This window comes from Streptomyces sp. SudanB182_2057 (assembly GCF_964272715.1).
GTDB lineage: Bacteria > Actinomycetota > Actinomycetes > Streptomycetales > Streptomycetaceae > Streptomyces > Streptomyces rubradiris.
Genome location: NZ_OZ186798.1, coordinates 1,090,086 through 1,111,092 on the forward strand (window position 1 = coordinate 1,090,086; position 21,007 = coordinate 1,111,092).

At 73.6% G+C, this 21,007-nt stretch carries 18 protein-coding genes and 1 pseudogene; 7 read left to right on the plus strand and 12 right to left on the minus strand.

Annotated features, from left to right (window positions below):
• Positions 1-27: 27 nt before the first annotated feature.
• The 5 genes from ACSURM_RS04430 to ACSURM_RS04450 all read right to left on the minus strand — a co-directional run bounded on the left by ACSURM_RS04430 (position 28) and on the right by ACSURM_RS04450 (position 5,305).
• A complete protein-coding gene (locus ACSURM_RS04430) occupies positions 28-894 on the minus strand; it encodes a lysophospholipid acyltransferase family protein (protein ID WP_436953635.1) in 867 nt (288 codons plus the stop codon).
• Positions 894-1,664, minus strand: coding sequence for a GNAT family N-acetyltransferase (locus ACSURM_RS04435; RefSeq protein ID WP_436953636.1), 771 nt, complete (start codon positions 1,662-1,664; stop codon positions 894-896). Before ACSURM_RS04435 ends, ACSURM_RS04430 begins: the two co-directional genes overlap by 1 nt.
• 274 nt (positions 1,665-1,938) lie before the next feature.
• Complete coding sequence (locus ACSURM_RS04440) at positions 1,939-2,688, minus strand: succinate dehydrogenase/fumarate reductase iron-sulfur subunit (RefSeq protein ID WP_030780434.1); 750 nt, start codon at positions 2,686-2,688, stop codon at positions 1,939-1,941.
• Positions 2,685-4,631, minus strand: coding sequence for a fumarate reductase/succinate dehydrogenase flavoprotein subunit (locus ACSURM_RS04445; protein WP_436953637.1), 1,947 nt, complete (start codon positions 4,629-4,631; stop codon positions 2,685-2,687). Before ACSURM_RS04445 ends, ACSURM_RS04440 begins: the two co-directional genes overlap by 4 nt.
• Positions 4,632-4,633: 2 nt before the next feature.
• Positions 4,634-5,305, minus strand: coding sequence for a succinate dehydrogenase (locus ACSURM_RS04450; RefSeq protein WP_436960926.1), 672 nt, complete (start codon positions 5,303-5,305; stop codon positions 4,634-4,636).
• A 120-nt stretch (positions 5,306-5,425) separates the two neighbouring features.
• On the opposite strand from ACSURM_RS04450, the gene ACSURM_RS04455 reads away from it, so the two are divergent.
• Complete coding sequence (locus ACSURM_RS04455; protein ID WP_359042308.1) at positions 5,426-6,310, plus strand: LysR family transcriptional regulator; 885 nt, start codon at positions 5,426-5,428, stop codon at positions 6,308-6,310.
• Positions 6,311-6,319: 9 nt separating this feature from the next.
• On the opposite strand, the gene ACSURM_RS04460 is transcribed toward ACSURM_RS04455, so the two are convergent.
• Complete coding sequence (locus ACSURM_RS04460) at positions 6,320-7,210, minus strand: NAD(P)H-binding protein (protein ID WP_436953638.1); 891 nt, start codon at positions 7,208-7,210, stop codon at positions 6,320-6,322.
• A gap of 149 nt (positions 7,211-7,359) precedes the next feature.
• Between ACSURM_RS04460 and ACSURM_RS04465 the strand changes: the two are divergent.
• Positions 7,360-8,196 (plus strand): annotated as a pseudogene (locus tag ACSURM_RS04465) (LysR family transcriptional regulator); the annotation flags it as partial.
• 262 nt (positions 8,197-8,458) lie between these two features.
• Here ACSURM_RS04465 and ACSURM_RS04470 read toward each other — a convergent pair.
• The 3 genes from ACSURM_RS04470 to ACSURM_RS04480 all read right to left on the minus strand — a co-directional run bounded on the left by ACSURM_RS04470 (position 8,459) and on the right by ACSURM_RS04480 (position 12,641).
• Positions 8,459-10,597, minus strand: coding sequence for a putative bifunctional diguanylate cyclase/phosphodiesterase (locus ACSURM_RS04470; protein ID WP_436953639.1), 2,139 nt, complete (start codon positions 10,595-10,597; stop codon positions 8,459-8,461).
• Positions 10,594-11,406 (minus strand): SAM-dependent methyltransferase, encoded by an 813-nt coding sequence (locus tag ACSURM_RS04475; protein ID WP_436953640.1) that lies wholly within the window; start codon positions 11,404-11,406, stop codon positions 10,594-10,596. The genes ACSURM_RS04470 and ACSURM_RS04475 overlap by 4 nt, the downstream gene beginning before the upstream one ends.
• 275 nt (positions 11,407-11,681) lie before the next feature.
• Positions 11,682-12,641, minus strand: a complete 960-nt coding sequence (locus ACSURM_RS04480) for an SCO0930 family lipoprotein (RefSeq protein WP_436953641.1) — start codon at positions 12,639-12,641, stop codon at positions 11,682-11,684.
• An 858-nt stretch (positions 12,642-13,499) separates the two neighbouring features.
• On the opposite strand from ACSURM_RS04480, the gene ACSURM_RS04485 reads away from it, so the two are divergent.
• The gene (locus ACSURM_RS04485) at positions 13,500-13,628 is read left to right on the plus strand and encodes a hypothetical protein (RefSeq protein ID WP_318200072.1); all 129 of its coding nucleotides are present in this window, start codon (positions 13,500-13,502) and stop codon (positions 13,626-13,628) included.
• Positions 13,629-13,658: 30 nt separating this feature from the next.
• Entirely contained in the window at positions 13,659-14,423 is a 765-nt protein-coding gene (locus ACSURM_RS04490) for a hypothetical protein (RefSeq protein ID WP_391337754.1), read from the plus strand.
• Between the two features lie 135 nt (positions 14,424-14,558).
• Here ACSURM_RS04490 and ACSURM_RS04495 read toward each other — a convergent pair whose 3' ends face one another.
• The gene (locus tag ACSURM_RS04495) at positions 14,559-15,551 is read right to left on the minus strand and encodes a hypothetical protein (RefSeq protein ID WP_436953642.1); all 993 of its coding nucleotides are present in this window, start codon (positions 15,549-15,551) and stop codon (positions 14,559-14,561) included.
• Positions 15,552-15,881: 330 nt separating this feature from the next.
• Between ACSURM_RS04495 and ACSURM_RS04500 the strand changes: the two genes are divergently transcribed.
• Positions 15,882-16,553, plus strand: coding sequence for a class F sortase (locus ACSURM_RS04500; RefSeq protein WP_436953643.1), 672 nt, complete (start codon positions 15,882-15,884; stop codon positions 16,551-16,553).
• A gap of 13 nt (positions 16,554-16,566) precedes the next feature.
• On the opposite strand, the gene ACSURM_RS04505 is transcribed toward ACSURM_RS04500, so the two are convergent.
• Entirely contained in the window at positions 16,567-17,409 is an 843-nt protein-coding gene (locus ACSURM_RS04505; RefSeq protein ID WP_436953644.1) for a polysaccharide deacetylase family protein, read from the minus strand.
• A 207-nt stretch (positions 17,410-17,616) separates the two neighbouring features.
• Between ACSURM_RS04505 and ACSURM_RS04510 the strand changes: the two genes are divergently transcribed.
• Both ACSURM_RS04510 and ACSURM_RS04515 read left to right on the plus strand, forming a co-directional pair.
• A complete protein-coding gene (locus tag ACSURM_RS04510; protein WP_030786473.1) occupies positions 17,617-18,087 on the plus strand; it encodes a universal stress protein in 471 nt (156 codons plus the stop codon).
• A 163-nt stretch (positions 18,088-18,250) separates the two neighbouring features.
• The gene (locus ACSURM_RS04515) at positions 18,251-19,675 is read left to right on the plus strand and encodes an amino acid permease (protein WP_436953645.1); all 1,425 of its coding nucleotides are present in this window, start codon (positions 18,251-18,253) and stop codon (positions 19,673-19,675) included.
• Here ACSURM_RS04515 and ACSURM_RS04520 read toward each other — a convergent pair whose 3' ends face one another.
• Positions 19,676-20,839 carry a CapA family protein gene (locus tag ACSURM_RS04520; RefSeq protein ID WP_436953646.1) on the minus strand — a complete coding sequence of 388 codons (1,164 nt, stop codon included), beginning with the start codon at positions 20,837-20,839 and terminating at the stop codon, positions 19,676-19,678. It abuts the gene before it with no gap.
• Positions 20,840-21,007 lie beyond the last annotated feature (168 nt).

Genomic DNA, 21,007 nt, shown 5'->3' on the forward strand with positions numbered 1-21,007 from the left:
CCCGGGCCGGCACGGTCCCGGCCCCGGTCATGCCCTGAGGACGGGGCGGCTCGCGCGGGTGTCGTGGCCGAGCGGGCGCGCCTGGGCGCCGGCGACCAGGGCCACGTGGGTCCAGGCGGGCTCGGGGGCGGGCGGCTGGGCGGCGCGGGCCAGGGTGCGGCGGTCGGGGTGGGTGCCCGGCCGGATCAGCGGACGCAGCTCCACCTCGGCGACCAGGCCGCGGGTACGGGCCACCCGCCACAGCGAGGCCAGCAGGGTGTCCTCGCCGACGAAGGCCGCCGCGGTGCCGGGGCCGCCGTCCCGCCGCCGGTAGCGCAGGCCGACCGGCTGGACCGGTACGTCCGCGTCGAGCGCGGCCTGGAAGACGGCCCGGCGGAACCGGCCCTGGGCGCGTCCGCACCAGGTGCTGCCCTCCGGGAAGGCGGTCACGGCCCCGCCCGCGCGCAGGGTGCCGGCGATCCGGGCCACCGTGCCGGGCAGGGCGCGCAGCCGGTCCCGTTCGAGGAACAGGGCCCCGCCGCGCGCGGCGAGCGCGCCCGCCAGGGGCCACCGCCGCACCTCGGCCTTGGCGAGCATCCGGGCCGGGCGTACGGCGGCGAGCAGCGGTATGTCCAGCCAGGAGACGTGGTTGGCGACGAGCAGCAGCCCGCCGTCCGGCGGGGCGGTGCCGGTGACCCGGACCCGGACCCCGGCGGCCCGCACGATCAGCCCGCACCACCGCCGGACCCACGCGGCGGGGACCCGACCGCCGAACGGGGACAGCGCGATCCCGGCCAGCACCAGGGCCACGAGCGCGGTCAGCCGCAGCACGGCCCGGGGGACGGACGCGGTGGCCCGGACGGACTCCACGCAGGCGGCCGGGGTGCAGGGCGCGGTGGGCAGCCAGCCGCTCATCAGGCCGGGACGAGGGAGAGGAAGTGGCGCAGGTAGCGCGGGTCGACCCGGCGCATGGACAGCAGGACGTACAGGTCGGCGACGCCGAAGCCGGGGTCGTGCGCGGGCGCGCCGCACACCCAGGCGCCGAGCCGGAGGTAGCCGCGCAGCAGGGCGGGCAGCTCGGTGCGGGCGGCGGGGGCGGTCGCGGGCGCCGTCCACGGCAGCAGCGGCCGGACCCGGAACTCCTCGGGCGCCAGGTGCCGTTCGCTCACCCGCTGCCAGGTGCCGGCGGCGAGGGCGCCGCCGTCGGCGAGCGGTACGGAGCAGCAGCCGGCCAGCCACTCGTGGCCCCGCTCGGTCATGTAGCGGGCGATGCCGGCCCAGATCAGGCCGATGACGGCGCCGTCGCGGTGGTCGGGGTGGACGCAGGAGCGGCCGACCTCGACCAGTCGCGGCCGGATCGCGTCGAGCGCGGTGAGGTCGAACTCGCCGTCGGAGTAGAGCCGTCCGGCGACGGCGGCCCGCTCCGGCGGCAGCAGCCGGTAGGTGCCGACGATCTGCCCGGTCGTCTCCTCGCGGACGAGGAGGTGGTCGCAGTAGGCGTCGAAGGCGTCGATGTCGTGCCCCGGTTCCGGGGTGGCCAGCAGGGCCCCCATCTCCCCGGCGAAGACGTCGTGCCGCAGCCGCTGCGCGGCACGCACGTCGTCCTCGTCGCGGGCGAGGGTGACGGTGTAGCGGGCGGGGGCCGCGGGCTGCGGGGGACGGTCGAGAGTGGGAACGCCGGTCATGGCTTACTCCTGGGCACGGGCCGGGTCGGCAGGGGGCGGCGGGCCCGGTGTGCGCGGCCCTCCGCTCCTGTTCTTCCGAGGCCGGTTGGCGTGCGCGTGACCGGTGCCGGGAGCGCGGATGTGGGGCTGGTGAACGCCCCGGGCAGCCGGTCTCCGCTCGTTCCCGGAGATCACGGCGGCAGGCTACCGGGGCCGGAACACCAGACGGGGCCGGGGGAGCACCTCCCCGGCCCCGCCCGCCCGCCTGTGGTCGGCGAACGTCTTCAGTCTGCGGCTACCTCTTGCCGGCCTTCCGGGTGGCCCGCAGCCACTCCTTGTTCATGCTGGTGATGGACATCAGCGGAATGCCCTTGGGGCAGGCCGTGGCGCACTCCCCGGTGAGCGTGCAGCCGCCGAAGCCCTCGGCGTCCATCTGGGCCACCATGTCCAGCACCCGGGTCTCCCGCTCGGGCGCGCCCTGGGGCAGCACGTTGAGGTGGTTGACCTTGGCGGAAGTGAACAGCATCGCCGCGCCGTTGGGGCACGCGGCCACGCACGCCCCGCAGCCGATGCACTCGGCGTGCTCGAACGCGAAGTCGGCGTCGGCCTTGGGCACCGGGGTGGCGTGGGCCTCCGGCGCGGCTCCGGTGGGGGCGGTGATGTAGCCGCCGGCCTGGATGATCCGGTCGAACGCCGACCGGTCCACCACCAGGTCCTTGATCACCGGGAAGGCGGACGCCCGCCACGGCTCGATGTCGATGGTGTCGCCGTCCTTGAAGGACCGCATGTGCAGCTGGCAGGTGGTGGTGCGCTCCGGCCCGTGCGCGTCGCCGTTGATGACGAGGCTGCACGCGCCGCAGATGCCCTCGCGGCAGTCGTGGTCGAAGGCGACGGGCTCCTCACCGGACAGGATGAGCTGTTCGTTGAGGACGTCCAGCATCTCCAGGAAGGACATGTCGGGCGAGATGTCGTCCACCTCGTAGGTGGACATCGCTCCTTCGGCGCCGGCGTTCTTCTGCCGCCAGACGCGCAGGGTGAGCTTCATGCGTAGCTCCGCTGGGTGGGGTGGACGTACTCGAAGACCAGGTCTTCCTTGTGCAGGACGGGGGCCTCGCCGGTGCCGGTGAACTCCCAGGCGGCGGCGTAGGAGAACTCCTCGTCCTTGCGGGCCGCCTCGCCGTCGGGGGTCTGGGACTCCTCGCGGAAGTGGCCGCCGCAGGACTCGGTGCGGTGCAGCGCGTCGAGGCACATCAGCTCGGCGAGCTCCAGGTAGTCGACGACCCGGTTGGCCTTCTCCAGCGACTGGTTGAACTCCTCGCCGGTGCCGGGGACCTTGATGCGGCGCCAGAACTCCTCGCGGATCTGCGGGATGCGTTCCAGGGCCTTGCGCAGCCCGGCGTCGGAGCGCGCCATGCCGCAGAACTCCCACATCAGCTCGCCGAGTTCGCGGTGGAAGGAGTCCGGGGTGCGGTCGCCGTCCACCGCCAGCAGCAGGTTGATCCGGTCCTCGGTCTCGGCCAGCACCTCCTGGACGGCGGGGTGCGCGCCTGTGACCGGGTCCTGGTGGGGGTTGCGGGCGAGGTAGTCGTTGATGGTGGCCGGCAGCACGAAGTAGCCGTCGGCCAGGCCCTGCATCAGGGCGGAGGCGCCGAGCCGGTTGGCGCCGTGGTCGGAGAAGTTGGCCTCGCCGATGGCGAACAGGCCGGGGATGGTGGTCTGCAGGTCGTAGTCGACCCACAGGCCGCCCATCGTGTAGTGCACGGCCGGGTAGATGCGCATCGGCACCTCGTACGGATCCTCGTCGGTGATCCGCTGGTACATGTCGAAGAGGTTGCCGTACTTGGCCTCGACGGCCTTCCGGCCCATGCGCTTGATGGCGTCGGCGAAGTCCAGGTAGACGCCCTGGCCGCCGGGGCCCACTCCCCTGCCCTCGTCGCAGACGTTCTTCGCGGCGCGGGAGGCGATGTCCCGGGGCACCAGGTTGCCGAAGGACGGGTAGATGCGTTCGAGGTAGTAGTCGCGCTCGTCCTCGGGGATCTGGTGCGGCGGGCGGGTGTCGCCCTTGGCCTTGGGCACCCAGATCCGGCCGTCGTTGCGCAGCGACTCGCTCATCAGGGTCAGCTTGGACTGGTGGTCGCCGGTGCGCGGGATGCAGGTCGGGTGGATCTGGGTGAAGCAGGGGTTGGCGAAGTAGGCGCCGCGCCGGTGCGCCCGCCAGATCGCGGTCGCGTTGGAGTTCATGGCGTTGGTCGACAGGTAGAAGACGTTGCCGTAGCCGCCGGAGGCGAGGACGACGGCGTCCGCGAAGTACGTGTCGATCTTTCCGGTGATCAGGTCCCGGGCGACGATGCCGCGTGCCCGGCCGTCGATGACGATCAGGTCCAGCATCTCGGTGCGCGGGTGCATCTCCACGTTCCCGGCGGCGATCTGCCGGGACAGCGCCTGGTAGGCGCCGAGGAGGAGCTGCTGGCCCGTCTGGCCGCGGGCGTAGAAGGTGCGGGAGACCTGGACGCCGCCGAAGGAGCGGGTGTCGAGCAGGCCGCCGTACTCGCGGGCGAACGGCACGCCCTGGGCCACGCACTGGTCGATGATCTCCACGGAGATCTGGGCGAGCCGGTGCACGTTGGACTCGCGGGCGCGGAAGTCGCCGCCCTTGACGGTGTCGTAGAACAGCCGGTGGATGGAGTCGCCGTCGTTGCGGTAGTTCTTCGCCGCGTTGATGCCGCCCTGCGCGGCGATGGAGTGGGCGCGGCGCGGGGAGTCCTGGTAGCAGAACTGGACGACGTGGTAGCCCTGTTCGGCGAGGGTGGCGCCGGCGGAGCCGCCCGCGAGGCCGGTGCCCACCACGATCACCGTGTGCTTGCGCCGGTTGGCCGGGTTGACCAGCTTGGCCTCGAACCGGCGCGTGTCCCAGCGCTCGTGGACCGGGCCGGACGGGGCCTTGGTGTCGGTGACCGGGGCGCCGGTCGCGTAGTCGGTGTACGTCATGGTCAGCTCACCACTCCGGTCATGACGCCCACGGGTACGGCGATGAAGCCGGCCGTGAGCAGCAGCGCGAGAACGTTGGCGACGGTCTTCAGGGCGCGGTCGCGGGCGCGGCTGCCGACGCCGAGGGTCTGGGCGGCGCTCCAGAAGCCGTGCCGGATGTGCAGGCCGAGCGCGAGCATCGCGACGATGTAGATGACATTGCCGTACCAGGTGGAGAAGGTGTCCACGACGTTCTGGTACGGGTGGCCCTCCTGGAAGCCGCCGGAGTGCACGGTGCCGGTGGTCAGGTCGAGGACGTGCCAGACGATGAACAGCCCGAGGATGACACCGCCCCAGCGCATGGTGCGCGTCGCGTAGCTCGCCCGCGGCTTGCTGTGGACGTACTTGGTGGGGCGGGCCTTGAGGTCGCGACGGCTGAGCTGGTAGGCGGAGGTGGCGTGGGCGACCACGGCGACGACGAGCACGACCCGGACCAGCCAGAGCGTCCACTCGTAGTGCATGAACGGTTCGCCGACGGTGCGCAGCCAGTGCCCGTAGTGGTTGAACTCGTCCGGACCGAAGAAGATCTTCAGGTTGCCGATGACGTGGGCGACCAGGTACAGCAGCATGATCACGCCGCTGACGGCCATGACCGTCTTCTTGCCGACGGAGCTGTCCCACACGGTACGCGCCATGGACGGCCGTCGGTCCGTCCGCGTTGCCAGAGCCATGGCACAGAACGCTAGGGCCGAAGGTCCCGATCGGTCCAAGACATGGTGCAGCTTGTTTCCATAGCCGGAGACTATGCTGGTCGGGTGCAGTTCCAGCAGCTCCAGTACTTCGTGGCCGTCGCCGAGACGCGGCACTTCACCCGGGCCGCCGAACGGGTCCACGTGGCCCAGCCGTCGCTGTCCCAGCAGATCAAGGCGCTGGAGCGGGAGCTGGGCGCGGATCTGTTCCTGCGCGCGCGGGGCAACATCACGCTCACCGACGCGGGCGAGGCGCTGCTGCCGCTGGCCCGGCGGATCCTGGCCGACGCGGACACCGCCCGGCACGAGGTGCAGGAGCTGGTGCAGCTGCGGCGGGGGCGGGTGCGGCTGGGGGCGACCCCGAGTCTGTGCACCGGACTGCTGCCGGATGTGCTGCGCGCCTTCCACGACCGCTACCCGGGCATCCGGCTGCTGATCGAGGAGGGCGGCTCGCACGACCTGGTGCGCGAGCTGGCGCGCGGTGCGCTCGACCTGGCGCTGGTCGTCCTGCCGCTGCCGACGCCGGCGCCCGCGCTGACCACGGTGGAACTGCTGCGCGAGGACCTGGTGGTGGTGTCCTCGCCGGAGGCGCCGGCGCCCGGCCGGGGCGGGCGGGTGATCCGCATCGCCGATCTGGAGGGCGAGCGGCTGGTGATGTTCCGGCACGGGTACGACCTGCGGGAGCTGACCGTGGCCGCGTGCCGGGCGGAGGGCTTCGAGCCGGACTTCGCGGTGGAGGGCGGCGAGATGGACGCGGTGCTGGGATTCGTCCGGGCCGGGCTGGGGGTGGCGGTGGTGCCGCGCATGGTCGCCACCCGGGCCGGGCGCGGGCTGCGGGTGACCCCGCTGGACCGGCCCGGACTGCACCGTACGATCGCGCTCGCCCACCGCAGCGACGTGGCCCCGCCGCGGGCGGCGCGCGAGTTGCAGCGGATGCTGCTGGAGCGGTGAGCCGCGGGCTCAGCCGAGGACGGCGGGCCTGAGCACCTCTTCGCACCACTGACGGAAACCGGTCGGCGCGGTGTCGGGGGTGACGGGCACGCCGGCGCCGTAGAAGTCCTGCTCGTCCAGGGCGCGCATCATGTCGGCCAGGCCCTGGGCCGCGGCCTCGCCGGCGCCGTGCCGCAGGAGCGCCGCCTTCTGCTCCCCGGCGCCGACCCGGCGGAAGCGGACCGGCCGGTCCAGCACCTCGGACACCACCTGGGCCATGCCCTCGGGCGTCAGGTCGTCGGGGCCCGCCAGCGGCACGTCGGCCTGGCCGGTCCAGGTGCCGTCGAGCAGCAGCCGCGCCGCCGTGGCGCCGATGTCCCGGGTGGCGCAGGTGCGCAGCACCCGGTCGCCGGGCACCGCCATGGCCAGTTCACCGCCGTCGCGGAGGGCGGCGGTCTGGGCGAGCAGGTTCTCCATCAGGTACGGCGGGCACAGCGCCCGGTGGTGCACGCCGGTGGCCCGTACCTCGTCGTCGGCGGCCAGCGAGGCCGAGATCTGCCCGGCGCGCCCGGCCACCCCGCGGCCCAGGGTGGAGACGGCGACGACCCGCTCGACTCCCTGCTTCGCGATCGCGTCCACGAGCGGCCGGGTGAAGGCGCGGAAGTGGCCCTCGACGCTGTCGGCGGTGAGCGACGGCGGCACCAGCCAGAACACCCGGTCGGCGCCCGCGCACGCCTCGGCCATGACGTCGGGGTCGGCGTGCGAGCCGGTGACGGCCTCCACCCGGTCGCGTACCCGCGCGGGCAGGCGGGCGGGGTCGCGGACGACGACGCGCACCGGTCCCGCCGCGTCCCCTGCGTCGAGGAGGGTGGCGAGGACCTGGCCGCCGATCTGGCCGGTGGGGGTGGTGACGAGGATCATGAGGGCTCCGGAAGGGGTCTGCTCGACGAGCGGAAGAAGATGAGCGGAAGAAGACGTGTCCGAGCCTGCCCGCCGGATCCCGGGAACCGAAGGTCCGGCCGGCTCAGGGTTGTTACCCTCAGGGCAATACCGAGCGGAGGGGGCGCGGGGTGGACTCCCGCCTGTTGCACTACTTCGTCGCCGTGGCCGAGGAACTCAACTTCGCCCGCGCCGCCGAGCGGCTGGGCATCTCCCCGCCGCCGCTGTCCCGGGCGATCCGCCGGCTGGAGGGCGAGCTGGGGGTGCCCCTGTTCGACCGGACCACGCACCGCGTCGCGCTGACCGAGGCGGGTGAGGTGCTGCTGCCGGAGGCGCGGTTCGCGCTGGACGCCCTCCAGGCGGCCGGGCGGCGGGCGCGGCGCGCGGCCGGGCCGGACCGGAAACTGGTGCTGGCGGTCAAGGCCGACGGCGACGCGGGGCTGCTGGAGCCCCTCCTGGAGCACTACGCCGCCCGGTCCGGCGCCCTGCCGGTGACGGTCCGGCTGTGCGCGTGGCAGGAGCAGCCCCGGCTGCTGCGGCGCGGGGAGGCGGACGCGGCGCTGCTGCACGAGCCGTTCGACCGGACCGGCCTGGACAGCGAGACCCTGCTCGAAGAGGGCCGGGTCGCCGCCCTCGGCTCGGCCCACCCGCTGGCCGGCCGCGACCGGCTCGCCCTCGCCGACCTGGGCCTGCGGCCCGGCGGGCTGCACCGGTTCCTCGAGGAGACCCGCGGCGCGGGCCGGGACCTCGCCCAGTTGCTCACGCTCGTCGCGCTGGGCGACGCGGTGGCCGTGCTGCCGGCCTCCGTCGCCGGCCGCTACCCGCGCCCCGGGGTCGCCTACCGACCTGTCACGGACGCACCGCCCTCGGTCCTGGCGATCGCCTGGCCGCAGCAGTCCCGTTCCCTGGCCACGGCGGCGCTGGTACGGTCGGCCGCCACCGTGGCCGCGACGGCGCGGGGGCGGGCGGCGCGGGGGCGGGCGCTCCTGCCCCCGCGAACACGCCCGCCGAAGCCCTCCCGCCCACGGGGGCCGACGCGACGGCCTCCGGCGAGCCGGGCGCCCACGCGTAGCCGACCGACCCGGCCGCCCACGCGAGGCACGCGGGAGCCCGCCGCGGTCATACGGCCTGCCTCCGTCATCGCGCCCGGGACGCCAGGAGCGCCCCACCGGCCCGGGCGGGGCGCGAAACGGGGACATGGCCGGCGGGTCGCGGGACTCCCGGCGTCGGTCAGCCCGTCGCGTCCACCAGGGTCAGGTCGTGGAGCCGCTCCGGCGGGCCCGGGCGGGCGTAGTACCAGCCCTGGGCCGTGTCGCAGCCCAGTATGCGCAGTTGCTCGGCCTGCGCGCCGGTCTCCACGCCCTCGACGGTGACCGCCAGGTCGAGGCTGTGGGCGAGGGAGACGATGCCCTCCACGATCTTCAGGTCGACGGGGTCGGCGGGGAACCGCTGCATGCCCTGGGTGAAGGAGCGGTCGAGCTTGAGGATGCTGACCGGCAGCCGGCGCAGGTTGGCGAGGTTGGAGTAGCCGGTGCCGAAGTCGTCCAGGGCGATGTCGACACCCATCTCGGCGAGCCGGCGCAGCGGCTTGAGGAGGTCGTCGTCGGCGCCGATGAGCGCGGACTCGGTGACCTCCAGGCACAGCGCGTCCGGGGTGACGCCCGCGCGTTCGAGGATTTCCACGGTGTCCTGCACCAGCCCCGGGTGACCGAGCTGGCAGGGCGAGAGGTTGACGTTGATCCGCAGCGGGCCGGCCTGCCCGCCGTGGCGTTCGCGCCAGGCGCGGGCCTGTCGGATCGACTCCTCCAGCACCCAGCGGCCGAGCGGCACGATCAGGCCGGTGTGCTCGGCGAGCGGGATGAACCGGTCCGGGCCGAGCACCCCGTGCTGCGGATGCAGCCACCGCACCAGGGCCTCGGCGCCGCGCACGCTGCCGTCCCCGAGGTGCACCAGGGGCTGGTACTCGATGAAGAACTCGCCGCGTTCCAGGGCGGTCGGCAGGGCCGTGGTCAGGCCGTGCCGGGTGATGGCGCGGGCGTCCGCCTCGGGGTCGGCGAGTTCCGCGCGGTTGCCGCCCGCCGACTTCGCCCGGTACATGGTGATGTCGGCGCTGCGCAGCACCTCGGCGGCGGTACGCTCGCCGGCCGGCCCCTCCACGATGCCCAGGCTGCCCCGGACCAGCAGATCGCGGCCGTCGATGCTGATCGGGGTCACGAGCGCGCTCATGATGCGCTCGGCGAGTTCGTCGACCCCGCGCTCGGTGCCGGGGCCGGTGGTCAGGGCCACGAACTCGTCGCCGCCGAGCCGGGCGACCATCTCGCCGGGCGCGGTCGCGCAGGACTGGAGCCGGTCGGCGACCTCCACCAGCAACCGGTCGCCGGCCGCGTGACCGAGGCTGTCGTTGATGGTCTTGAAGCCGTCCAGGTCCAGGTAGCACAGGCCGAACCGCTGGCCCTCGCCCGCGTTCAGGGCCTTCTCCAGCCGCTCGAAGAACAGCGTGCGGTTGGGCAGGCCGGTCAGGGCGTCGTGGGTGGCCTCGTAGCGCAGCCGCAGATTGAGCAGCCGGCGCTCGGTGGTGTCCTCCATGAGGGCGAGCTGGTACTGCGGGCTGCCGTCGGCGTCCCGCAGCAGCGAGACGGTCAGGTTGGTCCACAGGACCGTTCCGTCGGGCCGGTTGAACGCCTTCTCCACGTGGTAGTGCTCGCGTTCGCCGCGCACCAGCTCCTCGTACAGCCGCCGGATGTGCGGGGCGTCCTCGGGGTGCGCCCAGTCCTGGACGCGCCGGCCGCGCAGGGTCTGCTCGGAGAGGCCGAACATGCGCAGTAGCGCCTCGTTGACCTGGAGGACGTTGCCGCGCAGGTCGGCGATGCCGATCCCTATGGCGGCGCCCTCGAAGACCGCGCGGAAGCGGGCCTCGCTGGCGTGCAGCGCCTGGGCGACCACGCCCTGCGCCCGCAACGCGGCCTGGGCGATGGCCTCCTGCTCGGCACGGGTGCGCTCGCGCAGCGCCTGGGCGTAGCCGGCGGCCATCGCGTGCTGCAACCGCGAGGAACGCAGCCGCAGTTCGTCCTGGGGGCCGTCCTCGCCGCAGTACAGGACCAGGTAGGCGTCGACGCAGTCCAGGGTGCGGACCAGCGCCTCGGGATCGGTGCAGTGCGCGTCGACCAGGGCGGCCCCGACGGCCTTCGCGGCGTCCGCGTCGAAGAGGCGGGCGTGCAGCAGTTCGCTCAACCGGCGCGCGAGCGGCAGGAGTTCCTCAGCGAACTCGGCGCGGGTCAGCGAGGTCGAGGTCACCGGGTAGACCGCACGGCTCCAGATGGTCGTCAGGCGGCGCAGTCTGTCCTCCGGCCCGTCCGGTTCCGCGCTCACGCCGAACGCCCCACGCCGGCGAATCCGGCAAAGGCATACGGATCCTCGTCCTCCGGTGCCGAGTCCGGGCGCCAGTGCGGCATCTGCACCAGTCCGGGTTCCACCATGTCGTACCCCTCGAAGAACCGCGCGACCTCGTCGCGCGAGCGCATGATCAGCGGGTTGCGAATGTCCTTGTATACGTCCACCGCTCCCTCGGCCCGCTGGGCGGGCAGCGGGATTCCCTCGTACGAGGCATGGGTGAGGATCAGCAGGCTGCCGGGCGCGAGCGCCTCGCGCAGCTCGGCCACCGCACCGTACGGGTCGTCCGCGTCGTCCACGAAGTGCAGTATGGCAACGAGCAGCAGCGCCACCGGACGCTTCAGGTCGATGAGCCGTTCCAGCCGGGGGCTGGTCAGGATCTCCCGGGGCTTGAGGAGGTCGGCGGCGAGCACGTCCGCGTCGTCGTTGTCCGCGAGCACGGCCTCGCTGTGCGCGACGGCCACCGGGTCGTGGTCGACGTAGACCACCCGGGCGCCCGGTACGGCGGCCTGGGCCACCTCGTGGACGTTGCCGAACGTCGGGATGCCGGAGCCGATGTCGAGGAACTGGGTGATGCCCTCGCCGGCCGCGAACCGCACCGCTCGGCGCATGAACGCACGGTTGGCCTGCATGACCTTCGGCAGGCCCGGCATGAACTCCATGGCCCGGCGGGCCGCCTCCCGGTCCACCTCGAAGTTGTGCGAACCGCCCAGGTAGTAGTCGTAGATCCGCGAGACGCTCGGCACCGAGATGTCGATGCTGCGTGGGGCCCAGGCAGGACGCTCCATATATGTCTCCAAAGCGTGGACAGGTGTAGGCGATCCGGTGTTCGAGCAGAGGCTACTGATCGCCCGCCAAAGGAGCGACCCGAAACGGAAATTGACCATCCGTTCCCGGTCACTGCCTGCGGCAAGTGCCCGTACGACCCCGGTCCGTGACGACGCGGCCGCCCCTGACGGATTCCGGCGCGCACACGACGATCCGCCCCCTCCGCTCGGTGCGGAGGGGGCGGATCGTCGGCCGTACGCCGGGCCGGGGCGGGTGATCGGCCCGGGGAGGTGGTCTACGTGCCCGTCTCGCCCACCGGCTTGCCGTCGGGCGAGACGGCGTACCAGGTGCCGCCCACGCCCTGACCGTTCGTGTCGCCCGGCGCCTTGTCCCCGGAGAAGGTGTAGACGGGCCAGCAGTCGACGGTCATCTGCCTGGTCCCGTCGGCACGGGTGAAGGGCATGAGGCCCTTCACCCGCACGCCCTCGGTGTCGTCGGCGGCGACCGGGGCGACGGCGGGCCACTTCTCCAGGCAGGCCCCGGCGCAGTTCGAGACGGACTCGGGCCAGGCCTTGTCCTTCAGGAAGCGGTAGACGGTCTTGCCCTCGCGGTCCACGACGATCTCCCCGAGTTCCGGGTCCTTGCGAACGGACAGCCCGGGCCGTGCGGACGGCTCGGCCTTCTCGCCGGTCGGGGTGAGCGCGAACCAAGTGCCGACCACTCCCTGGCCGTTCACGTCACCGGCGTTGACGTCCTTGGCGTAGCGGTACGCGGGCCGGCCGCCGATGGTGAGCTGCTTGGAGCCGTCGGCGCGGGTGACCTCGCCGAGCAGCGCCCGGTCGATGCCGGCGCCCGCGGTGGCGTCGTCGGCGGGGACCGGCGGCCAGGTGGTGGCGCAGTCTCCGGAGCAGTTGGACCTCGGCGGGTCGGCGGTGTCCTTGTCGAACCGGTAGAGGGTGAGGCCGGAGCCGTCGGTCAGCACCTTGCCGAGTCCGGGGTCACTCGCCACGGTGAGCTCGCCCGCGGGGGTGGGCGGGGCCGTGGAGTCCTCGGTGGCGTCGGCGCCGTAGCCGTTGCCCGCGCCGATCGCGGTGCCGCCGCCCGGGGCCGCGTCGTCGCCCGCCGCGACCGTCGCCCCGGCGTCGCGCGCCGCCGACGCGGGAGGGGTGCCGTCGTCCTGACCGCATGCCGTCGTCAGCGCCAGCACCGCGGCGGCCGTGGCCACCAGTGAGGCGGTCCGCCAGGAGGTCCTCATCGTCAACTCCCCATCGTCACCTGGATACCGCGGCGCCTGCCGCGCCGCCGCACGGCCATGGGTACGGGGAGAGGGGCCCGCCGTGTTCACCGGCGGGCGGGAATTTCCTCCATGGGGTCACCGACGGGCGGTGCGGTCGGCATATGCGGCCGTTCCGTCCGTCAAACCTCCGGTAAGCCAAACTCCCTCTTTCGGAGCAACCTCGGGCCACTGTGGGGTAAGGCCGTCCCGCCGCACCTCATGATCTGCCTCGTGCATGGACCCGAAGTGACCCGATGCGCACCCACCGCACGGGTGCTGGCCCTGCTGACACTGACCTGGGCCCTGGTGGGCTGGCCGGCCGGTACCGCGTCGGCCGACGCCTGCCTGTACGTCTCGACGGGCCCGGGCGGCACAGTGGTAGTGGCCCACGCCGGCGGGTCCGACCGGCCTCACCGGCCCGGCGGTCACCACCGCCTCCACCCGCCAGGCCACCACCACCGGCCCGACCTGCCCGGCCACCACCACTGGCCCCGCCCACCCGGCGGCCCTCACTGGCCCGACCCGCCCTGCCCCGAACCGCCGCCCCCGCCCCCGTGTCCGCCCGAGCCGACGCCCACGCCCACTCCCCCGCCGAAGCCCACGCCGCCCCCGAAGCCGACACCGACCCCACCACCACCCGAACCGACGCCCACCCCCACACCCACACCCACTCCGGCACCCACCCCCACGCCTCGGCCACCCACCCGGCCGGCCCCGGCGCCCCCGGCACCCCGGCCGACACCCACCCCCGTCGTCCGCACCCCCACACCCACTCCGGCCCCCGAACCTCCGCCGAAGCCCGCCCCCACGCCCACCCCGCGGCCCTCCGCGTCACCCGTGAGCTACCCGGTGTACCACCCGCACACCGTCCGCCGTCCGGCGCGCCGGCACACCACCCCCGTCACCTATGTCCTGCTCATCACCATCCCGGCGATCGTGGCCGTCGCCGCCCTGCGCCCGCGCTGACGCGCGGCCCCTCACTCCTGGAGGCACCAGTTGTCGGATTGGCTTGTTCTCGTCCTCGCGATGGCGGGGGCCTGTGCCGTGGTGGTCGTCATCACACTGGTGCGGCAGCGGACGGCCTCCGAGGACGAGGATCCCAGCGAGACCCCCGACGTCATCGAGTACATGACGATGTGGATCGGCGTCATCTACGCCATCGTCCTGGGGCTGGCCATCGCGGGCGTGTGGGAGGCCCGCAGCGCCGCGCAGGACCATGTGCAGGCGGAGGCGCAGGCCCTGCACGAGATCTCGGAGCGGGTGCGCGTGTACCCGCCGGAGGTCCGGGACCGGGTCCGCGCGGACGTGGACGCCTACGTCGGATACGTCGTCCACACCGAGTGGCGGCGGATGGCGGACGAGCAGCAGGTCACCGAGCGCGGCGGCGAACTGCTCGGCCGGGTCCGGGCGGACGTCACCGACTACCGGCCGGGGAACGACTTCGAGGCCCAGGCCTACCAGCCGCTGCTGGACCAGATGGCCGCCGCCGACCAGGCGCGCAACGCGCGCGCCGACTCCACCGGGGTCACCATGCCGCCGGTCGTGTGGTGGGGCCTGATCACCGGCGGGCTGATCACCATCGGCATGGTGTTCGCGCTCCAGATCCGGCGCACCGGCCGGGAACTGGTCCTGGCCGGGCTGTTCTCCGCGACCATCGCCTTCATGCTGTTCCTCATCTGGGACTTCGACGCGCCGTACAGCCGGGGCATCGCGGTGACCCCGGAGCCGTTCCTCACCATGTTCCCGGGCGCCGGCGGCTGACCTCCCGCCACGACGGGCCTCCGCCCCCGGTTCCGCGTCGCGCGCGGAAGCGGGGGCGGAGGCCTGTCGTCATGTGGGTACCCGGCGCGGGGACGGTCGCGCCGGTCCCGCTGACCTCCGTGGCGCACCGTGGGCTCAGGCCCCCTTCGCGTGCCGGCGGCGCAGCCAGAAGGCACCGCCGCCGACCAGGGCCGTGGCCACCAGACCGCCGCCGATGGCCATGTCGGTGGGCGTCGCGCCGCTGGTCCGGCTGCCGCCGAGGCCGCCGTTGACACCGCCGAGCACGGTGAAGGCGTCCCGGCGGGTCAGGGTCCGGCCGTCGCAGCGGACGGTGACGCTGTACCGGCCCCGGCGGGCGTCGCGGTCGACGAAGGCGACGCCCCGCGCGGTGTCGTCGCGGAACGATTCCAGCCGGATGGTGCCGAAGGCGTCCGAGCTCGCGGTGCCGCCCCGGCAGCCGTTCACGATGATGGTGAGGCGTCCCCCGGCCGGGAGCACATCGGGCGTGACGAAGATGTCGCGCGAGTTGCCGAAGCCGTCGTCACGGCCCTCGCCGCCGTTCCCGTGCCCGAAGTCGCCTCCCCGGTCGCCGAAGCCCTCGCCCCCGCGGCCGTTGCCCCCGCCCTCGCCGCCGTGGCCGTTGCCCCCGCCGCCCCCGCCACGGCCGTTGCCGAAGCCCTCTCCGCCCCGCCCGTTTCCTTCCCCTCCGCGCCCGTTGCCCTCGCCTCCACGCCCGTTGCCCCCGCCCTCGCCGCCGTGGCCGTTCTCCTCGCCCCCGCGCCCGTTGCCCTCGCCTCCGCGGCCATTGCCCTCGCCCCCGCGGCCGTTGCCCTCCCCGCCACGGCCGTTGCCGTTGAAGTTCCCGTTTCCGTTGCCGTTGCCGTTGAAGTTGCCGTTCCCGTTGCCGTTCCCGTTGAAGTGGCCATTGCCGTTGACGTTGCCGTTCCCGGGGAAGACACCGTTTCCGCTGAAGGTGCCGATGTTGCCGGTGCCGGGGACGATGACTGTGGTGTCGGTGCCGCTCGGCCCGCCCCCGTTGCCCATGCCGTCCGCGACGGCCACGGGGGCGGCGAGCCCGAGGACGGCGACCGTGGTGCACGCCGCCGCCAGGGCGCGTTGGTTGCGCATGTGTTCCTCCGCGGGAGGTCACCGGGGCCCGTCCCCGGTGGATCGGCGAGAAGCACCTCCCGGGACGACCCTCGGGCGCGCGGAACACGCCCGCATGTCGAGAATGGTCCGTCCTGGTGAGCCGACACACCGGCGTATCACCACACAATCGGATATTGCCGCAGGTCACGGACCGTCAGAAAATTCCTGGGAACGGCAACTCGGATGGCTCACCGGGCGTGCGGCCGGCCACCCGTTCGCCGATCGCCCCGTCGCCCGCCGCCCGCGCGGGACTTAGCGTTTTCCCATGCGCGATGGACGTGGCGCGACCGCGTCGAGAGGGGATGGCGAATGTCTGCGTCCAAGCTGGCCTTGCTTGCCGAAGAGGAGGAGCGGCGGAAGAGGCGCGCCCCGTGGGGCGTGATAGCGCTGGTGCTGCTGACCGGTCTGGCCCTCATCCGCAACGGCTCCGGGGAGTTCGACGTCGGACCGCCGCAGCCCGCCTCGGCGGCGGCCCCGGACGCCCACGCCACCCTCGGCGCCCTCGCGCCCGCGCCCGCCGCGCTGCCGTTCTCGCCCGTGCGCCGGGTGCGGATCCCGGCGATCCGGGTGGACGCCCCCGTCGTGCAGGTCGGGCTGGACCCGGAGGGCTGGGTCGCCGCGCCGCCGCCGGAGAACCCGGGCCAGGCCGGCTGGTTCACCGGCGCGGTGTCCCCCGGCGAGAAGGGCACCGCGGTCATCGTCGGCCATGTCGACAACCAGCAGGGCCCCGCCGTGTTCTACGGCCTCGGGGCGCTGCGGAAGGGCAGCCAGGTCGAGGTTTTGCGCCAGGACGGCAAGACCGCCGTGTTCGAGGTCTACGGCGTCGAGGTCTTCGCGAAGAACGCCTTCCCCGGCGACCGGGTCTACGGCTCCAAGGGCACCCCGGAACTGCGGGTCATCACCTGCGGGGGCGGCTTCTCGAAGCAGAACGGCTACGACGGCAACGTCGTCGTCTTCGCCCGCCTGGCCGCGGTCCTCTGATCGGGGGGAGCCCTCACACCCGCCGGCGCGGCACGGTGAGGTGATAGCCGGAGTCGAGCAGACGGGGCAGCCATTCGCGGATCGCGCGGACGGTCTGCGAACGGTCGCCCCCGGCGTCGTGGGAGAGCACCACGACGCCGGGGGCGGCGCCGCTCTCCACCTGGTCGACGATGGTGGCGGTGCCGGGCTCCATCCAGTCGGTGGTGTCCACCGTCCAGGCCATCGGCTCCATGCCCATCTCCGCGCCGAGCTGGAACGTGGCCCGGTTCCAGGCACCGTAGGGCGCGCGGAACCACTGGGGCCGGTCGCCGTAGGTGTCCTCGATGATGTCGCTGGTGCGCTCCATCTCGGAGCGGATCTCCTTGCGGCCGAGGGTCGTCAGCAGCGGGTGGGTCCACGTGTGGTTGCCGACTACATGGCCCTCCTCGGCCATCCGGGCCAGCAGTTCCCTGTTGTCCACGACGCACTCCCCGCAGACGAAGAACATCGCCCGGACCCGGTGCCGGGCGAGGGTGTCGAGGATGTGCGGGGTGTAGTCCGGGTGGGGGCCGTCGTCGAAGGTCAGCACCATGCGCCGGCCGCGTCCGGAGATCCGCAGGATGGGTTCGTCGCGCACCTTGAGCTTGCGGGGCGGGGTGCGCGGCGGCCCGTATCCGGTGAGCGGCTGGAGCCGGAAGGCGGAGGGTCCCAGGGCCGGGCGGGCCTGCGGACCGGGCGCGGGGGCGGGGGCCGCGGCGGCCCGGACGGTCTCCTCGCCGTCGCTCGCCAGGACGGCTCCCGCGGTGCCCGCCGAACCGAGCGCGGCGACGCCGGCGAGGAGCATCCGGCGCCGCGTGAACAACTGATCCTTCTGCATGACCCATCAGTCGCCCGGCCGGACTCCGCCGCACCGCACCGCCGTCGGTGCGGCGCGGTAATGCACCCGGACAGCGGAGCGGACGGACGCTTCCGCAGCAGCCTCCTCGCCCGCGTCCGCGGCGACCGCCTGCCGTGCCCGCGGCTCCGCGCCCGGCGGCGGGCCCCGGCCCTGCGCGGGAACCGCGGGTTCCGCTAGCCTCGGGGCGTGACGGAACAGCACGAACAGCCCGCGCACACGTTCGAGCGGGGCACGGACGGCCCGAAGGTCATCGTCGTCGGCGTGGACGGCTCGGACTCCTCCTTGCGCGCCGCCGCGTACGCGGGAGGGCTGGCCCGGCGCCAGCACGCGCTGCTGGCCGTGGTGTACGTGCAGCCGGTGCTCGCGGCGGGCGCGGCGCTCGGGGCGCCGGTGGCCGACACGACCGACGAGATCGCCGAGGACCTGATCACGCAGATCCGGGAGGCGGCCGAGCGGGTCAAGGGCATATTCGAGGTGCGCTGGGAGTTCCACACCTTCCGCGGCGACCCCTACGGCGGGCTGGTGAAGGCGGCGGACGAACTGAAGGCGGACGCGGTGGTGGTGGGCGCCTCGGAGCAGGCGGGCCACCGGATCATCGGTTCCGTGGCGGTCCGCCTGGTGAAGGCGGGCCGCTGGCCGGTGACGGTCGTGCCGTAGGCGGCCGGCGGCGGCGCTCCGGCCGGGACCGGCGGGCGCGAGGGGCGTGCCCGGCCGGTACCCGGATGGCGCCCCGGGCCGTGCGTGGCGCCTTCCCTGGGCGGCGGTGCTGAGACATCATGATCCGCCGTCAGCCGTTTCCGTGGGCAAAAGGGTGAGACGCATGGGCAGGCTCCGCGCGGGCCAGGGAATTCTCCGCCGCAAACCCATCGAGCACATCGAGGAGACGGAGGTCGGCGAGGGCACCCGGCTGGAGAGGTCGCTGGGGCTGTGGCAGCTCACCGCGATCGGGGTGGGCGGCATCATCGGCGCGGGCGTGTTCACGCTGGCCGGCACGGTGGCCAACGGCACGGCCGGGCCCGCGGTGCTGGTGTCCTTCCTCATCGCCGGTGCGGCGAGCGCCTGCGCGGCGCTGTCGTACGCCGAGTTCGCCGGGATGATCCCGAAGGCGGGGTCGGCCTACACCTACGGGTACGCGGTGCTCGGCGAGTTCGCGGGCTGGTTCATCGGCTGGGACCTGCTGCTGGAGTACACGGCGATCGTGTCGGTGGTGGCCATCGGCATCTCCGGCTACTTCGGCTTCCTGGTCAGGGAGATGGGCGCCGATCTGCCGCAGTGGATGCTGGGCGCGCCCGGCACCGGCGGCGGGCACCGGGTCGACCTGTTCGCGGCCGTGCTGTGTCTGCTCATCGCCTGGCTGCTGAACCTGGGCATCCGCAGCGCGGCCCGGTTCGAGACGTTCGTGGTCGCCCTGAAGGTGCTGGTGGTGCTGCTGGTGATCGGGGTGGGCGTGTTCCACATCGACACCGGGAACTACCAGCCGTTCTTCCCGTACGGGATCGGCGGGGCGTTCACCGGCGCGGCCACGGTGTTCTTCGCGGTGTTCGGCTACGACGCGATGTCGACGGCGGCCGAGGAGTCCAAGGACGCCCAGCGGCACATGCCGAAGGCGATCGTCTACTCGCTGGTCATCTCGATGGTGCTGTACGTGGCGGCCTGCCTGGTGCTGACGGGCATGCAGAACTACAAGGAGATCGACAAGGAGAGCGGCTTCTCCACGGCGTTCAAGTCGGTGGGCCTCGGCGCGCTGGCGGACGTGATCGCGGTCGGGGCGATCATCGGCATCCTCACGGTGATGTTCACGTTCATGCTGGGCGTGACCCGGGTGTGGTACGCGATGTCCCGGGACGGTCTGCTGCCCACCTGGTTCGCCAAGACGCACCCGACGCGGCACGTGCCGACCCGGGTGACCTGGATCGTGGGGGTGGCGTCCGCGGCCATCGCCGGCTTCGTCCCGATCGCCGAGGCGGCCGAGCTGACCAACATCGGTATCCTGCTGGCGTTCGTGGTGGTGTGCGCGGCGGTGATCGTGCTGCGCTACCGGCAGCCGGACCTGCCGCGTACCTTCCGCACGCCGGGGATGCCGGTCGTGCCCGCGCTGGGGATGCTCTTCTCCGTCTGGCTGATCACGTTCCTGCAGTGGCAGACCTGGGTGCGGTTCGCGATCTGGTTCGCGCTCGGCTGTGTCATCTACTTCGGCTACTCCTACCGGCGTTCGGTCCTGGCCACCGGGCGGACCGGCGGCTGATCACTCGGCCATGACCAGGCCGTCCTGGCCCGCCCCGCGGCTGAGGACCACCTCCCGGATCCGGTCGCGGGCCCCCTCCAGCTCGGCGCCCTGGGCGATGGCCCGGCCCAGGTCGACCACCCGGCCGGCGTCGAGGTCGTACAGCTGGGGGACGAACTCGGCCCGCACCACCCGCCAGGGCCCGCCCGGCCGGTCGGGCGGGGCGAAGGTGAAGCGGCCGAGCGTGGACTCGTTGCCGCGCGGGTCCTGGACGCCTCGCCGGTCGCGGAGCGGCCCGGCGATCTGGTCGCCCAGCCCGTAGACCACCCACGTCCCGTTGACCTTCTCGTACGCCTGGGGGACGTGGGCGGAGGTGCCGAGGATCAGGTCGATGTCCGGGCGGCCGTCGGTGGCCGAGGCGGTGAGGCGGCCGGCGAGGGTGAGCTGGAGCCGGTCGGGTTCGTCCTGGCCCTCGGTGCCCCAGTCCACGGAGACCACGACCACGTCGGCGCCGCCCCGCCGGGCGGCGCGGGCGTCGGCGATGATCCGGTCGGGGTCGAGCAGGTTGACCGCCCAGGGCCGGCCGTCGGGCGGCGGGTAGCCGGTGGCGGAGGTGTACGACAGGTGGGCGACCCGGGCGCCGCCGGCCCGGTGGAGCACGACCGAGCGGGCCTCGGTCTCGCTGCGGGCGGTCCCGGTGTGCCGCAGCCCGGCCCGGTCCAGGGCGTCCAGGGTGCGCGCGACACCGGCGGCGCCGTCGTCCAGGGCGTGGGCGGAGGCGGTGGAGCAGCCGTCGTAGCCGGTGGCGGCGAGGTCCTCGGCGAGCCGCGGCGGGGCGGTGAGCGGGGGCCCGCCGGTGGGGTCGCCCTCGGGGCCGTAGCCGGTGGCGAGGTGACACAGCGCCAGGTCGGCTCCGGAGACGACCGGTTGGACGGCGGAGAGCATGGGGCGGAAGTCGTGGCCGTCGCCCCCGGCGTCGTAGGCGGCCCGTTCCACGACGGTGGCGTGCGCCAGGATGTCCCCGGAGGCGACCAGGGTGAAGGGGCCGGCCGCGGCGGGCGCCGGGGACGCCGGGGGTGCCGCGTGTCCCGGTGTGCCGGGGTTCTGGTACTGGTTCCGGCAGGCCGCCCCGGCCGCGAGGACGGCGGTCAGGACCAGCGCCACCTGCTTGGTGCGTCCGATCATCAACTCACCCCAGAGTCGTCGTGTGGACAGACGAAGCCGTGACGGGCATATGGGTATGAAGCTGATGCGTCGGATAAACAGCCCGGGTGGCGTCGTTAGCCCGTCCGGTGGCCCGGGCACCGCACGGCCGACCGTTCACCGACGCGATCGACCGTCCGTCGCACGACC

Bases quoted from the DNA above. Each gene is read 5' to 3' on its own strand.
- ACSURM_RS04480 (WP_436953641.1), bottom strand. From the start codon at position 12,641: ATGAGGACCTCCTGGCGGACCGCCTCACTGGTGGCCACGGCCGCCGCG.
- ACSURM_RS04515 (WP_436953645.1), top strand. From the start codon at position 18,251: ATGGGCAGGCTCCGCGCGGGCCAGGGAATTCTCCGCCGCAAACCCATC.
- ACSURM_RS04500 (WP_436953643.1), top strand. From the start codon at position 15,882: ATGTCTGCGTCCAAGCTGGCCTTGCTTGCCGAAGAGGAGGAGCGGCGG.
- ACSURM_RS04430 (WP_436953635.1), bottom strand. From the start codon at position 894: ATGAGCGGCTGGCTGCCCACCGCGCCCTGCACCCCGGCCGCCTGCGTG.
- ACSURM_RS04435 (WP_436953636.1), bottom strand. From the start codon at position 1,664: ATGACCGGCGTTCCCACTCTCGACCGTCCCCCGCAGCCCGCGGCCCCC.
- ACSURM_RS04495 (WP_436953642.1), bottom strand. From the start codon at position 15,551: ATGCGCAACCAACGCGCCCTGGCGGCGGCGTGCACCACGGTCGCCGTC.
- ACSURM_RS04440 (WP_030780434.1), bottom strand. From the start codon at position 2,688: ATGAAGCTCACCCTGCGCGTCTGGCGGCAGAAGAACGCCGGCGCCGAA.
- ACSURM_RS04460 (WP_436953638.1), bottom strand. From the start codon at position 7,210: ATGATCCTCGTCACCACCCCCACCGGCCAGATCGGCGGCCAGGTCCTC.
- ACSURM_RS04475 (WP_436953640.1), bottom strand. From the start codon at position 11,406: ATGGAGCGTCCTGCCTGGGCCCCACGCAGCATCGACATCTCGGTGCCG.
- ACSURM_RS04520 (WP_436953646.1), bottom strand. From the start codon at position 20,839: ATGATCGGACGCACCAAGCAGGTGGCGCTGGTCCTGACCGCCGTCCTC.
- ACSURM_RS04445 (WP_436953637.1), bottom strand. From the start codon at position 4,631: ATGACGTACACCGACTACGCGACCGGCGCCCCGGTCACCGACACCAAG.
- ACSURM_RS04505 (WP_436953644.1), bottom strand. From the start codon at position 17,409: ATGCAGAAGGATCAGTTGTTCACGCGGCGCCGGATGCTCCTCGCCGGC.
- ACSURM_RS04450 (WP_436960926.1), bottom strand. From the start codon at position 5,305: ATGGCGCGTACCGTGTGGGACAGCTCCGTCGGCAAGAAGACGGTCATG.